Genomic DNA, 13,446 nt, shown 5'->3' on the forward strand with positions numbered 1-13,446 from the left:
ACTGTAAATGCAAAGTCACTGGGGAATTATGCACGCTACTGAAACGATTCCTGTCGGACGTGTCCGCGATGGCGCCTTGGATTTGCTCAAGTGGCTGGCGCTGCTGAGCATGGTGCTGGACCACTTGCGTTATGTCGGGTTGAGCCTGGATGGCCTGTATGTGCCGGGGCGCCTGGCGTTCCCGTGGTTTTGCCTGGCGATTGCGGCGAATGTGCATCGGGTGCGAGACGCGCCAGTGAGCGGCCGCTGGCGTTACCTGGGCTGGTTGCTGTTGTTCAGCCTGATCAGTGAAGTGCCGTACCGGCTGTTCATCGAAGATGCCGATACGTTGAATGTGTTGCCCACCTTGGCGTTGGGCTTGCTGGTTGCCCGAGGATGGCAGCAGAAGGCGCTGGTTGATCGAGGATTGGCGCTGATTGCCCTGGCGATAGGCGCTGTGTTTTCCACGCAGCTGATGTTCGGTTTCTTCGGTGTATTGCTGCCGTGGGCGATGGTGTTGGTGTTTCGTCGGCGATGGTATTTCAGCGTATTTCCGGGATTGCTGTGCGTGGCTGCCAATCAATGGCAGATTCTGCTCGATAGCGGCACGCCGGTGGCATGGATGGGGTTGGCGGCATGCCTGATCGCGCCATTGGCCGGCCTGGTTCTGTTGCGACATGTCAAAAACGCCACGCCGCCGGCAATGCGGCGCTGGGCCTATGCCCTCTATCCTGTGCATTTCCTGCTGCTGCTACTCGTCCGTCAAATCATCGCCTAACCAGTGTGGGAGGGGCGGTGCGACGGTTCGACTTGCCCCCGATAGCGGTGGATCAGCTTGCACATGCCGTGGCTGACACACCGCTATCGGGGGCAAGCCCCCTCCCACATTTGTTCTGCGTTGTTCCAGCAATGTCGTAAACGCACCTTTGCGTGGCGTCCGTAGGCATTTGAGCTGCCGGCGCCAGCCCTACCATCGCATCAAAGGGCCCTGCACGGGCCTTAACAATACGAAAGGCTGGGAGAGACGCGATGTTCAGCAAACAAGACCAGATCCAGGGTTATGACGATGCACTGCTCGCGGCGATGAATGCCGAGGAGCAGCGGCAGGAAGATCATATCGAGCTGATCGCGTCGGAGAACTACACCAGCAAGCGCGTGATGCAAGCCCAGGGCAGCGGCCTGACCAACAAGTACGCCGAAGGCTACCCGGGCAAGCGCTACTACGGTGGCTGCGAGCATGTGGACAAGGTCGAAGCCCTGGCCATCGAGCGCGCCAAGCAGTTGTTCGGGCGCCGACTACGCCAACGTGCAGCCGCATTCCGGCTCATCCGCCAACAGCGCGGTGTACCTGGCGCTGTTGAACGCCGGTGACACCATCCTCGGCATGAGCCTGGCCCACGGCGGCCACCTGACCCACGGCGCCAAAGTGTCGTCCTCGGGCAAGCTGTACAACGCGGTGCAATACGGCATCAACACCGACACCGGGCTGATCGACTACGACGAAGTCGAACGCCTGGCCGTGGAGCACCAGCCGAAGATGGTGGTGGCCGGTTTTTCCGCCTACTCCAAGACCCTGGATTTCCCACGCTTTCGTCAGATCGCCGACAAGGTCGGTGCGCTGCTGTTCGTCGACATGGCCCACGTCGCCGGCCTGGTGGCCGCCGGTCTGTACCCGAACCCGCTGCCTTACGCCGACGTGGTCACCACCACCACCCACAAGACCCTGCGCGGTCCGCGTGGCGGCCTGATTCTGGCGCGTGCCAACGAAACGATCGAAAAGAAACTCAACGCCGCTGTATTCCCTGGCGCCCAGGGCGGCCCGCTGATGCACGTCATCGCCGGCAAGGCGGTGTGCTTCAAGGAAGCCCAGGAGCCTGGCTTCAAGGCCTATCAGCAGCAAGTGATCGACAACGCCCAGGCCATGGCCGGCGTGTTTATCAAACGCGGCTACGATGTAGTGTCCGGCGGCACCGATAACCATCTGTTCCTGGTCAGCCTGATTCGCCAGGGCCTCACCGGTAAAGACGCGGACGCCGCTCTCGGTCGCGCCCACATCACCGTCAACAAGAACGCCGTGCCGAATGACCCGCAGTCGCCGTTCGTGACGTCGGGCCTGCGTATTGGCACGCCGGCGGTGACCACGCGCGGTTTCAAGGTGCCGCAATGCATCGAGCTGGCCGGCTGGATCTGCGACATCCTCGACAACCTCGGCGACGCCGATGTCGAGGCCGACGTGGCCAAGCGCGTGTCGGCCCTGTGCGCTGATTTCCCGGTTTATCGCTGAGCGCGGTTTTGGAGTAATGACTATGCAACGCTACTCGGGCTTCGGCCTCTTCAAGCACTCACTCAGCCACCACGAAAACTGGCAGAAGATGTGGCGCACGCCGACCCCTAAAAAGGTGTACGACGTGGTCATCGTCGGCGGTGGCGGGCATGGTCTGGCGACCGCCTATTACCTGGCCAAGGAGCACGGCATCACCAATGTGGCCGTGGTCGAAAAGGGCTGGCTGGGCGGCGGTAACACCGCGCGCAACACCACCATCGTGCGTTCCAACTATCTGTGGGACGAGTCGGCGCACCTGTACGAACACGCGATGAAACTGTGGGAAGGCCTGTCCCAGGACCTGAACTACAACGTGATGTTCTCCCAGCGCGGCGTCTACAACCTGTGCCACACCCTGCAGGACATCCGCGATTCCGAACGTCGCGTCAGCGCCAACCGCCTCAACGGCGTGGACGGCGAACTGCTCAATGCCAAACAGGTCGCGGACGAGATTCCGTACCTGGATTGCTCGAAGAACACCCGCTACCCGGTGATGGGCGCCACCGTGCAACGGCGCGGCGGCGTGGCCCGTCACGATGCCGTGGCCTGGGGCTTTGCCCGCGCCGCCGACGCCCTCGGAGTGGATTTGATCCAGCAGACCGAAGTGATCGGCTTTCGCAAGGAAAACGGCGTGTGCATCGGTGTGGAGACCAACAAGGGCTTTATCGGCGCCAAGCGCGTCGGTGTGGTCACGGCCGGTAACTCCGGGCACATGGCTTCGCTCGCCGGTTTCCGCCTGCCGATCGAATCGCACCCGCTGCAAGCACTGGTGTCGGAGCCGATCAAGCCGATTATCGACAGCGTGATCATGTCCAACGCCGTACACGGTTACATCAGCCAGTCCGACAAGGGCGACCTGGTGATCGGCGCCGGTATCGACGGCTACAACGGCTACGGCCAGCGCGGTTCGTACCCGGTGATCGAACACACCATCCAGGCCATCGTCGAGATGTTCCCGGTGCTCTCACGCGTGCGTATGAACCGCCAGTGGGGCGGCATCGTCGACACCACGCCGGACGCCTGCCCGATCATCTCCAAGACCCCGGTGCCGAACATGTTCTTCAACTGCGGTTGGGGCACCGGCGGTTTCAAGGCCACTCCCGGTTCAGGCAACGTGTTTGCCGCGAGCCTGGCCAAGGGTGAAATGCACCCGCTGGCCGCACCTTTCTCCATCGACCGTTTCCACAACGGTGCGTTGATCGACGAACACGGCGCTGCGGCCGTCGCCCACTAACAGGAGAAATTCCCTATGTTGCATATCTTCTGTCCTCACTGTGGCGAACTGCGCTCCGAAGAGGAATTCCATGCCTCCGGCCAAGCGCACATCCCACGCCCGCTGGACCCCAACGCCTGCACCGATGAAGAGTGGGGCGACTACATGTTCTTCCGCGACAACCCCCGCGGCCTGCACCACGAGCTGTGGATTCACGCCGCCGGTTGCCGTCAGTACTTCAACGCGACCCGCGACACGCTGACCTACGAAATTCTTGAAACCTACAAAATCGGCACCAAGCCGCAATTCACCGCCAAGGCTGCTGGAGCGAAGGTATGAGCCAGATCAATCGCCTGTCCAACGGTGGCCGGATCGACCGTAACAAAGTCCTGACCTTCAGCTTCAACGGCCAGACCTACAAAGGCTTCGAAGGCGACACTCTGGCCGCCGCGCTGCTGGCCAACGGTGTCGACATCATCGGCCGCAGCTTCAAGTACTCGCGCCCACGCGGCATCTTTGCTGCCGGTGCCGAAGAGCCGAACGCGGTGCTGCAGATCGGCGCCACCGAAGCCACCCAGATTCCCAACGTGCGCGCCACGCAACAGGCGTTGTACCAGGGCCTCGTCGCCACCAGCACCAACGGCTGGCCGAGCGTGAACAACGACGTGATGGGCATTCTCGGCAAAGTCGGCGGCAAGCTGATGCCGCCGGGGTTCTACTACAAAACCTTCATGTACCCGCAGTCGTTCTGGATGACCTACGAGAAGTACATCCGCAAGGCAGCAGGTTTAGGCCGCTCGCCGACCGAGAACGACCCGGACACCTACGACAACTTCAACCGGCATTGCGACGTGCTGGTGGTCGGTGCCGGCCCGGCCGGTCTGGCCGCTGCACTGGCCGCTGCGCGCAGTGGCGCCCGCGTGATCATCGCCGATGAGCAGGAAGAGTTCGGCGGCTCGTTGCTCGATTCGCGCGAAAGCCTCGACGGCAAGCCGGCCACCGAGTGGGTCGCCAGCGTCATCGCCGAACTCAAAGCCCTGCCGGACGTGGTGCTGCTGCCCCGCGCCACCGTCAACGGGTACCACGACCATAACTTCCTGACCATTCACGAGCGTCTCACCGATCACCTCGGCGACCGTGCGCCGATCGGCCAGGTGCGCCAGCGTATCCACCGTGTGCGTGCCAAGCGCGTGGTGCTGGCGACCGGTGCGTGCGAGCGTCCGCTGGTGTACGGCAACAACGACGTGCCGGGCAATATGCTCGCCGGTGCAGTCTCGACTTACGTGCGCCGTTACGGCGTGGCGCCGGGCAAGAAACTGGTGCTGTCGACCAACAACGACCACGCCTACCGCGTCGCCCTGGACTGGTTGGAAGCCGGCCTGAAAGTGGTGGCCGTGGCCGATGCCCGCCATAACCCACGCGGCGCGCTGGTGGAAGAAGCCCGCGCCAAAGGCATTCGTATCCTCACCGGCAGCGCCGTGATCGAAGCCCGTGGCAGCAAACATGTGAGCGGCGCCCGTGTTGCCGCCATCGATGTCAAAGCGCATACCGTCACCAGCCCCGGCGAGTGGCTGGACTGCGACCTGGTGGCCAGCTCCGGCGGCTACAGCCCGGTGGTCCACCTGGCCTCGCACCTGGGCGGCAAGCCGACCTGGCGCGAAGACATCCTCGGTTTTGTACCGGGTGAAGCACCGCAAAAGCGCGTGTGCGTTGGCGGTATCAACGGCGTCTACGGCCTGGGCGATTCCCTGGCGGACGGTTTTGAAGGGGGCGTGCGCGCCGCCAGCGAAGCCGGTTTTAGCCCGGTGGAAGGCACGCTGCCCAAAGCCTTGAACCGCTTGGAAGAGCCGACGCTGGCGTTGTTCCAGGTGCCTCACGAGAAAGCCACTGCACGGGCGCCCAAGCAATTTGTCGACCTGCAGAACGACGTCACCGCGGCCGCCATCGAACTGGCGACCCGCGAAGGTTTCGAGTCGGTGGAACACGTCAAGCGTTATACCGCGCTGGGCTTCGGCACCGACCAGGGCAAGCTGGGTAACGTCAACGGCCTGGCCATTGCGGCGCGTTCGCTGAACGTGACCATCCCGCAGATGGGCACCACTATGTTCCGCCCCAACTACACGCCGGTGACCTTCGGCGCGGTTGCGGGGCGGCACTGTGGGCACATCTTCGAACCCGTTCGCTACACCGCGCTGCACGCCTGGCATGTGAAGAATGGCGCCGAGTTTGAAGACGTCGGCCAGTGGAAACGCCCGTGGTACTTCCCGCGCAACGGTGAAGACCTGCACGCGGCGGTCAAGCGCGAATGCCTGGCGGTGCGCGACAGCGTCGGCCTGCTGGATGCGTCGACCCTCGGCAAGATCGACATCCAGGGCCCGGATGCCCGCGAGTTCCTCAACCGCATCTACAGCAACGCCTGGACCAAGCTCGACGTGGGCAAGGCGCGCTACGGCCTGATGTGCAAGGAAGACGGCATGGTCTTCGACGACGGCGTGACCGCTTGCCTGGCCGACAACCACTTCCTGATGACCACCACCACCGGCGGCGCGGCCCGTGTGCTGCAATGGCTGGAAATCTACCAACAGACCGAATGGCCGGACCTCAAGGTCTACTTCACCTCGGTCACCGACCACTGGGCGACCATGACCCTGTCGGGCCCCAACAGCCGCAAGCTGCTGGCCGAAGTCACCGACATCGACCTGGACAAGGACGGCTTCCCGTTCATGACCTGGAAAGAAGGCCTGGTCGGCGGTGTGCCGGCGCGGGTGTTCCGCATCTCGTTCACCGGCGAGCTGTCGTATGAAGTCAACGTGCAGGCCGACTACGCCATGGGCGTGCTGGAGCAAATCGTCGAGGCCGGCAAAAAGTACAACCTGACCCCGTATGGCACCGAAACCATGCACGTCCTGCGGGCCGAGAAGGGCTTCATCATCGTCGGCCAGGACACCGACGGCTCGATGACCCCGGACGACCTGAACATGGGCTGGTGCGTCGGCCGTACCAAGCCGTTCTCGTGGATCGGCTGGCGCGGGATGAACCGCGAAGACTGCGTGCGCGAAGATCGCAAGCAATTGGTCGGCCTCAAGCCGATCGATCCAGCGGTGTGGCTGCCGGAAGGCGCGCAACTGGTGTTCGACGCCAAGCAGACGATCCCGATGAAGATGGTCGGCCACGTCACCTCCAGCTACGCGCATAACTCCCTCGGTTATTCGTTTGCGCTGGCGGTGGTCAAGGGCGGCTTGAAGCGCATCGGCGAGCGGGTGTTTTCGCCGCAAGCGGATGGCAGCGTGATCGAGGCGGAGATTGTGTCCTCGGTGTTCTTTGATCCGAAAGGCGACCGCCAGAACATCTGATAGACCGAGGCGCGCCATCGGGAGACAGGGGAATGCATTCCAAATGTGGGAGGGGGCTTGCCCCCGATGACGCCAGTAGCCACACAACAGAATTCAGCAAAGGTGCTCTATGACAGCAGCCAACGTATACCAACAACGCCCCACCACCGGGGCCAAGGCCGAGTCGTCGCTGCACCATGCCGACCTCGCCAGCCTGATCGGCAAGGGCCGCAAGAATGCCGGCGTGACCGTGCGTGAAAAGAAACTGCTCGGCCACCTGACTATTCGCGGCGACGGCCATGACGCCGCCTTCGCCGCTGGCGTCCACAAGGCCCTGGGCATCGAACTGCCCGGCGCGCTGACGGTGATTGTCAACGGCGACACCAGCCTGCAATGGCTCGGCCCGGACGAGTGGCTGCTGGTGGTGCCGAGCGGTGAAGAATTCGCCGCCGAACAAAACCTGCGCGCCGCCCTGGGCGATCTGCACATCCAGATCGTCAATGTCAGCGGCGGCCAACAGATCCTCGAACTGCGCGGCCCGAACGTGCGCGACGTGCTGATGAAGTCCACCAGCTACGACGTACACCCCAACAACTTCCCGGTGGGCAAGGCGGTGGGCACGGTGTTCGCCAAGTCGCAATTGGTGATCCGCCATACCGCCGAAGACACCTGGGAGCTGGTGATTCGTCGCAGCTTCTCGGATTACTGGTGGTTGTGGTTGCAGGATGCCTCGGCCGAATTCGGCCTGAGCGTTCAAGCCTGATATGACCCCCACCCCCTTCACCCGCCACCCTGTAGGAGCGAGCTTGCTCGCGAAAGCCTCAAGGGCACCGCGGTCATCCAGGATGCCCGCGTTATCGTTGACGATTTTCGCGAGCAAGCTCGCTCCTACAGGGGTGGGTGAGGCCGGGCTTTGCTTGAGGAGTGACCTGTCATGAGCCGCGCACCCGATACATGGATTTTGACCGCCGACTGCCCCAGCGTGCTCGGCACGGTGGACGCGGTCACCCGCTACCTGTTCGAGCAGGGTTGCTACGTCACCGAGCACCACTCGTTCGATGACCGGCTGTCAGGGCGCTTTTTTATCCGCGTGGAGTTTCGTCAGCCGGAGGGTTTCGATGAGCAAGCGTTCCGCGATGGCCTGGCCGCGCGCGGGGAAGCCTTTGGCATGGTCTTCGAACTGACGGCGCCGAACTATCGGCCCAAAGTGGTGATCATGGTGTCCAAGGCCGATCACTGCCTGAACGACTTGCTGTACCGCCAGCGTATCGGCCAACTGTCGATGGACGTGGTCGCGGTGGTGTCCAACCACCCCGATCTGAAACCGTTGGCCGACTGGCACCAGATTCCCTACCACCACTTCGCCCTCGACCCCAACGACAAACCGTCCCAGGAGCGTCAGGTGTGGCAAGTGATTGAAGACACCGGCGCGGAACTGGTGATCCTTGCGCGCTACATGCAAGTGCTGTCGCCGGAGCTGTGCCGCAAGCTGGATGGCAAGGCCATCAATATCCACCACTCGTTGTTGCCGGGGTTCAAGGGCGCCAAGCCGTATCACCAGGCGTACAACAAGGGCGTGAAGCTGGTCGGCGCGACGGCGCATTACATCAACAACGACCTGGATGAAGGCCCGATCATCGCCCAGGGTGTGGAGGTGGTGGATCACAGCCACTACCCTGAGGATCTGATTGCCAAGGGGCGCGATATCGAAGGGCTGACCCTGGCCCGGGCGGTGGGGTATCACATTGAACGGCGGGTGTTTTTGAATGCCAATAGAACGGTGGTGCTCTGACTGACGCCATCGGGGGCAAGCCCCCTCCCACATTTTGATTTGTGAACACATCCAACTGTGGGAGGGGGCTTGCCCCCGATGAGGCCCTAACAAACAACACAAGAAACAGCATCTGTACCCGAGCACTCAACGCGCTGCCCACCCACGGGCAACGCGCTTTCATAAAAACAACAGCGAGGTGAAAGCATGTCTGGTAATCGTGGTGTCGTGTATCTCGGCAACGGCAAGGTCGAAGTACAGAGAATCGACTATCCCAAAATGCAGGACCCCCGTGGCAGGAAGATTGAGCACGGCGTCATCCTGCGCGTGGTCTCCACCAACATCTGCGGCTCCGACCAACACATGGTGCGCGGCCGCACCACTGCCCAGACCGGCCTGGTGCTCGGTCACGAGATCACCGGTGAAGTGATCGAGAAGGGCAGCGACGTCGAGAACCTGAAAATCGGCGACCTGGTGTCCGTGCCCTTCAACGTTGCCTGCGGCCGCTGCCGCTCCTGCAAAGAGCAACACACCGGCGTGTGCCTCACCGTCAACCCGGCCCGTGCCGGTGGCGCCTACGGCTATGTCGACATGGGCGACTGGACCGGCGGCCAGGCCGAATACGTGCTGGTGCCTTACGCCGACTTCAACCTGTTGAAACTGCCGGACCGCGACAAGGCCATGGAGAAAATCCGCGACCTGACCTGCCTCTCCGACATCCTGCCCACCGGCTACCACGGCGCCGTCACCGCCGGCGTTGGCCCTGGCAGCACCGTCTACATCGCCGGTGCCGGCCCGGTCGGCCTGGCCGCTGCCGCTTCCGCACGCCTGCTGGGCGCGGCGGTGGTGATCATCGGCGACGTCAACTCCATCCGCCTGGCTCACGCCAAGGCGCAAGGGTTTGAAGTGGTCGACCTGTCCACCGACACGCCGCTGCACGAACAGATTGCGGCCTTGCTCGGTGAGCCGGAAGTGGACTGCGCCGTCGACTGCGTGGGCTTCGAAGCACGCGGCCACGGGCATGACGGCGTCAAGCACGAAGCCCCGGCCACGGTGCTCAACTCACTGATGGGCGTGGTGCGCGTGGCGGGCAAGATCGGTATCCCCGGCCTGTACGTCACCGAAGACCCTGGCGCCGTCGACGCCGCCGCGAAGATGGGCAGCCTGAGCATCCGTTTTGGTCTGGGCTGGGCCAAATCCCACAGCTTCCACACCGGGCAAACGCCGGTGATGAAGTACAACCGCCAGTTGATGCAGGCGATCATGTGGGACCGCATTCACATTGCCGACATCGTCGGGGTCGAAGTCATCAGCCTGGATGACGCGCCGCGTGGGTATGGCGAGTTTGATGCGGGCGTGCCGAAGAAGTTTGTGATTGATCCGCATAAGTTGTTCAGCGCGGCGTAAACGCTAGAGCAAAAAACAAGGGCGCCTCGACGGGCGCCCTTATCAATTAGAGTGGGGCCGAGAGTCGAAGGTTAGCGGTCGATTTTATAGTTTCTGGCTTGCCCTCTTCATTTTCCGTCTGTACTTCAAGTGTTTTTCCACCATAGTTGCAGAATAGCTTTCCGTTAGCCTCCTGAACCCTGACCACGTTTTGCCATTGCCATTGCCATTGCCATTGGCGGTGTACGAACGGGGTTGATTGGATGCCGGAGCAGCAGGGCACTGCGAAATCCGCGGTGCCCGTGGCTTAGCGAATTGCCAGCGCGCCTTGATACACCGTCGGCCCGGTCGGCTGCTTGCTCACCGATCCACCCTTGGTTTCCGAGCTCACCATCAAACCCACCGGTTTGCTGATGGATTCCTGCTGGCGTGGGTTCAAGCCGATGATGCCTTTGCCATCTTCCGGCAACAGGCCGAGGGATACCGGCGTGCCGTCCTCGGGGATGGCCCACAGTTCCAGGCTCTGATCAGGGGCGGGGGCCGTGGAGGCAATCGGCTGCACTTCCAGGTAGTCCTTGTGGGCCATGATCTGCGCTGCCGGCTGCTGGGTGGTGGTCACCAGGGTGGCGGCGGATTTGACGCTGTCCTGGGTGTAGAGCGCGCCGCCGATACCGACGGCCACTACAGCGCAGGCGCCGATGAACAGGCGCGGGCGGCTCCAGAATGAAGGCTTGTGATCAATCACTTGGGGGTGGATCGTCGTCATAAGTCTCTTCCTGACAAATTGTATAGTCAGTTCATGGACCGGCTTATCGCAGTTGGGTTCCGGAGCGGGTTTGGAACAAGTGACGAAAAGGCCAGTCAAACGCCTGCTTTCACCCCTACATCCAGAGGTTGTTTCGATGAAGATTTCACGCGGTTTCGCCCTTTCCTGCCTGATGACCCTGGCAGCCGGCCCGGTATTCGCCGCCGGGTTCAGCCTTGGCGATGCGGCCAATGCGATTTCCGGTATGCAGGGCGGCAACAACAAAGCCGCTGCCGTTGCGCCGTCGTCCGAAACGGCCGGTTTGCTGAGTGCCCTGACCTCACAATTGAATGTCACCCCCGAGCAAGCCGTCGGCGGCACCGGCGCCATGCTGGGCCTGGCCAGGAACCAACTGAGCAGCAGCGACTATTCGCAACTGGGGAAAAGCGTGCCGGGTCTCGATCAACTGTCGGGCAGCAATGCGCTGGGCAGCCTCGGCGCCTTGAGCGGGATGCTCGGCCAGAGCGGCGGCAGCAAGACCAGCGGCCTCGACGGCCTGCTGGGTAACGTGAAGAACACCAACGACCTGAACACCGCGTTCAGCGCGCTGGGCATGGACAGCGGCATGATCGGCCAATTCGCCCCGGTGATCCTGCAATACCTGGGCGGCCAGGGTGCCAACAGTTCGCTGCTGGGCAAACTGGGCCAGGCTTGGGGCACCGGCAGCTAAGGCCGTGGTCCTTCAAAGCGGGTTCGACCCCGCTTTGAAGTGGCCGGCAGGTTGCGGGGAACAGCGTTACGGTTGGTACTCAAAAGTACATTGGGAGGCGTCGATCGATACAGCGCCGCCTTGATTCCCGCAGCTGGTTCCTTTCCATGCTGTACCGGTCGCGGCCTTCGGGTTGTTAAACGGCAGGCCCAGTTGAACATAGGGTTTGGAAACGTTGTTTACCGGCTCTGCGTTTTCTCTTTGCGTTGTACCGCCATAACTGCAGAGTATTTTCCCGTGGATCATTTCGGCACTGACTAACATCAGGTTGTATTTAGGTTCGAGGTAGGTCTCGCTTGTGGCCGTGGACTGGCCCTCCCACATCTGGCCACCGGGCCCGGGGGCTTCGTATTTGAAGCCTTGGTTGAAGTCCGGAGGAAGGTCCGGGTCGGTATACGGCGTAGCTTTTATTGAACTGACTGCGGGGCACGTGGCCATTTCTGCATGGGCAATGTTCGCTGCTGTCAGTAACGCTATGCCGGCGAAGAGGACTTTGATGGTCATGATCAGGGCACTCGACTGAGATGGAGTCCTTAGCCTAATCAGCCGCCCAAGGCGGGCGGAACTGTTAACTCTGACAGTTTTTTATGCGTTTTCAGACGATGCCCTATCGCGGGTTCGCTGCAGGGCAAGCGGGTCCAGGCGTGGGGCGCGGGTAGCCGAGGATTGAGTCAGCCCCTCGTTTGGCAATGCTGCGCAACAACTCCCGAGGAACTGTGTGGGATGTTTCACCACCTACGGGGACTGCCCCAGGAAAACCAACCCTCCTGGGGTGGATTCTTCAATCCGGTCAGGTAGGAGTCTTCCATGAACATCGTCAACACCTACAACGCTCTCGCTAGCGCTTCGTATCACGCCGCGACCCACAAGCCCGCTGCCGCAGAGCAAGGAAAAGCGCCCCACGACGCCAGCCAGGAGCAGGCTGATACCGTGAGCAGTCACGACACCATCGAGATAGCGCACGGGTGGCGTACCGGTGACGATTCGGCCACGTGGCCTAAGCGCCCGTAACGGTTACTTTGCCCATAAGGCCCCAGCGGTTTCGCCTCGCAGTTCCTGAATCTGCTGATCCTTCTCCATCCAGAGCCGGTTCACCCAGTTCTGTACGACCTGGCGAAACGCCGGGTCGTTTTCGTAGTCGCCCTGCCACAGCGCCGGGTCCAGCTCACGGGTGCGGATATCGATGATCACCTTCGGTACCGCCCCGCTGATCAGATCCCAGAACCCCGGCGTCTTCGCTTGCGGATAGACCACGGTCACGTCGAGCACGGCATCCAGTTGTTCGCCCAGTGCCGCCAACACAAACGCCACGCCGCCGGCCTTGGGCTTGAGCAGGCGGGCAAACGGTGAGCTTTGCTGGGCACGCTTGGCCTCGCTGAACCGGGTGCCTTCCAGGTAGTTGACCACCGTCACCGGCTGGCGCTTGAACAGCTCGCAGGCCTGGCGGGTGATCTTCAAGTCCTGGCCCGCCAGTTCCGGGTGCTTGGCCAGGAACGCCTTGGTGTAGCGCTTCATGAACGGATAATCCAGCGCCCACCAGGCCAGGCCGAGGAAGGGTACCCAGACCAGTTCTTTCTTCAGGAAGAACTTGAAGAACGGCGTGCGGCGGTTGAGGGCCTGGATCAGCGCGGGGATATCGACCCAGGATTGGTGGTTACTGATCACCAGGTACGAGGTGTCGCCGCGCAGGTCGTCTGCGCCGCGGATGTCCCATTGGGTCGGGATGCACAGCGCGAAGATCAGTTTGTCGATTTCGGCCCAGGTCTCGGCGATCCACATCACGGCCCATGACGCGTAATCGCGATAGCGACCGGGGGCCACCAGCTTGAGCAGGGCAAACACCGTCAGCGGCCCGATCAGGACCAGGGTGTTGAGCAGGAGCAGCAGCGAGACGAAACAGCCGGTGAGCAGGCGGCGCATAAGTAACT

12 protein-coding genes and 1 pseudogene are annotated in these 13,446 nt (G+C 62.2%); 10 read left to right on the forward strand and 3 right to left on the reverse strand.

The window, feature by feature from the left end; all coding sequences use genetic code 11:
- Nucleotides 1-28: 28 nt before the first annotated feature.
- From ACVWZP_RS23160 to fdhA, 8 genes and pseudogenes are all read left to right on the forward strand, one after another.
- Nucleotides 29-757: a TraX family protein gene (locus ACVWZP_RS23160; protein WP_199918206.1), complete on the forward strand. Its 729-nt coding sequence runs from the start codon at nt 29-31 to the stop codon at nt 755-757.
- Between the two features lie 251 nt (nt 758-1,008).
- Nucleotides 1,009-2,263 (forward strand): annotated as a pseudogene (glyA, locus tag ACVWZP_RS23165) (serine hydroxymethyltransferase).
- Between the two features lie 22 nt (nt 2,264-2,285).
- A complete protein-coding gene (locus tag ACVWZP_RS23170) occupies nt 2,286-3,536 on the forward strand; it encodes a sarcosine oxidase subunit beta (RefSeq protein ID WP_003209185.1) in 1,251 nt (416 codons plus the stop codon).
- 15 nt (nt 3,537-3,551) lie between these two features.
- Complete coding sequence (locus ACVWZP_RS23175) at nt 3,552-3,854, forward strand: sarcosine oxidase subunit delta (protein ID WP_017847877.1); 303 nt, start codon at nt 3,552-3,554, stop codon at nt 3,852-3,854.
- Entirely contained in the window at nt 3,851-6,868 is a 3,018-nt protein-coding gene (locus ACVWZP_RS23180) for a sarcosine oxidase subunit alpha (protein WP_046381816.1), read from the forward strand. The genes ACVWZP_RS23175 and ACVWZP_RS23180 overlap by 4 nt, the downstream gene beginning before the upstream one ends.
- A gap of 109 nt (nt 6,869-6,977) precedes the next feature.
- Nucleotides 6,978-7,610, forward strand: coding sequence for a sarcosine oxidase subunit gamma (locus tag ACVWZP_RS23185; protein WP_046381817.1), 633 nt, complete (start codon nt 6,978-6,980; stop codon nt 7,608-7,610).
- A gap of 171 nt (nt 7,611-7,781) precedes the next feature.
- A complete protein-coding gene (gene purU / locus ACVWZP_RS23190) occupies nt 7,782-8,639 on the forward strand; it encodes a formyltetrahydrofolate deformylase (protein ID WP_104904331.1) in 858 nt (285 codons plus the stop codon).
- A 186-nt stretch (nt 8,640-8,825) separates the two neighbouring features.
- Nucleotides 8,826-10,025 carry a formaldehyde dehydrogenase, glutathione-independent gene (gene fdhA, locus ACVWZP_RS23195; RefSeq protein ID WP_201021611.1) on the forward strand — a complete coding sequence of 400 codons (1,200 nt, stop codon included), beginning with the start codon at nt 8,826-8,828 and terminating at the stop codon, nt 10,023-10,025.
- Between the two features lie 286 nt (nt 10,026-10,311).
- On the opposite strand, the gene ACVWZP_RS23200 is transcribed toward fdhA, so the two are convergent.
- Nucleotides 10,312-10,770 carry an anti-sigma factor gene (locus ACVWZP_RS23200; RefSeq protein WP_353847368.1) on the reverse strand — a complete coding sequence of 153 codons (459 nt, stop codon included), beginning with the start codon at nt 10,768-10,770 and terminating at the stop codon, nt 10,312-10,314.
- Nucleotides 10,771-10,906: 136 nt separating this feature from the next.
- Between ACVWZP_RS23200 and ACVWZP_RS23205 the strand changes: the two genes are divergently transcribed.
- Nucleotides 10,907-11,479 (forward strand): DUF2780 domain-containing protein, encoded by a 573-nt coding sequence (locus ACVWZP_RS23205; protein WP_046381820.1) that lies wholly within the window; start codon nt 10,907-10,909, stop codon nt 11,477-11,479.
- 66 nt (nt 11,480-11,545) lie between these two features.
- Here ACVWZP_RS23205 and ACVWZP_RS23210 read toward each other — a convergent pair whose 3' ends face one another.
- Nucleotides 11,546-12,022, reverse strand: a complete 477-nt coding sequence (locus ACVWZP_RS23210; RefSeq protein ID WP_017847869.1) for a hypothetical protein — start codon at nt 12,020-12,022, stop codon at nt 11,546-11,548.
- A gap of 303 nt (nt 12,023-12,325) precedes the next feature.
- Here ACVWZP_RS23210 and ACVWZP_RS23215 point away from each other — a divergent pair, with 303 nt between their 5' ends.
- On the forward strand, nt 12,326-12,529 hold the full coding sequence (locus tag ACVWZP_RS23215) for a hypothetical protein (RefSeq protein WP_017847868.1): 204 nt from the start codon (nt 12,326-12,328) through the stop codon (nt 12,527-12,529).
- A gap of 3 nt (nt 12,530-12,532) precedes the next feature.
- Here the strand turns inward: ACVWZP_RS23215 and ACVWZP_RS23220 are convergent, their stop codons facing one another.
- Entirely contained in the window at nt 12,533-13,438 is a 906-nt protein-coding gene (locus ACVWZP_RS23220) for an acyltransferase (protein ID WP_457370182.1), read from the reverse strand.
- Nucleotides 13,439-13,446: the final 8 nt, after the last annotated feature.

The sequence above is a fragment of the Pseudomonas sp. TE36184 genome, from assembly GCF_054060055.1.

What these genes read in the sequence shown, in the direction of transcription:
- ACVWZP_RS23215 (WP_017847868.1), top strand. Translation starts at nt 12,326, where the DNA reads ATGAACATCGTCAACACCTACAACGCTCTCGCTAGCGCTTCGTATCAC.
- ACVWZP_RS23180 (WP_046381816.1), top strand. Translation starts at nt 3,851, where the DNA reads ATGAGCCAGATCAATCGCCTGTCCAACGGTGGCCGGATCGACCGTAAC.
- ACVWZP_RS23220 (WP_457370182.1), bottom strand. Translation starts at nt 13,438, where the DNA reads ATGCGCCGCCTGCTCACCGGCTGTTTCGTCTCGCTGCTGCTCCTGCTC.
- purU (WP_104904331.1), top strand. Translation starts at nt 7,782, where the DNA reads ATGAGCCGCGCACCCGATACATGGATTTTGACCGCCGACTGCCCCAGC.
- ACVWZP_RS23210 (WP_017847869.1), bottom strand. Translation starts at nt 12,022, where the DNA reads ATGACCATCAAAGTCCTCTTCGCCGGCATAGCGTTACTGACAGCAGCG.
- ACVWZP_RS23185 (WP_046381817.1), top strand. Translation starts at nt 6,978, where the DNA reads ATGACAGCAGCCAACGTATACCAACAACGCCCCACCACCGGGGCCAAG.
- ACVWZP_RS23170 (WP_003209185.1), top strand. Translation starts at nt 2,286, where the DNA reads ATGCAACGCTACTCGGGCTTCGGCCTCTTCAAGCACTCACTCAGCCAC.
- ACVWZP_RS23205 (WP_046381820.1), top strand. Translation starts at nt 10,907, where the DNA reads ATGAAGATTTCACGCGGTTTCGCCCTTTCCTGCCTGATGACCCTGGCA.
- ACVWZP_RS23175 (WP_017847877.1), top strand. Translation starts at nt 3,552, where the DNA reads ATGTTGCATATCTTCTGTCCTCACTGTGGCGAACTGCGCTCCGAAGAG.
- ACVWZP_RS23160 (WP_199918206.1), top strand. Translation starts at nt 29, where the DNA reads ATGCACGCTACTGAAACGATTCCTGTCGGACGTGTCCGCGATGGCGCC.
- fdhA (WP_201021611.1), top strand. Translation starts at nt 8,826, where the DNA reads ATGTCTGGTAATCGTGGTGTCGTGTATCTCGGCAACGGCAAGGTCGAA.
- ACVWZP_RS23200 (WP_353847368.1), bottom strand. Translation starts at nt 10,770, where the DNA reads ATGACGACGATCCACCCCCAAGTGATTGATCACAAGCCTTCATTCTGG.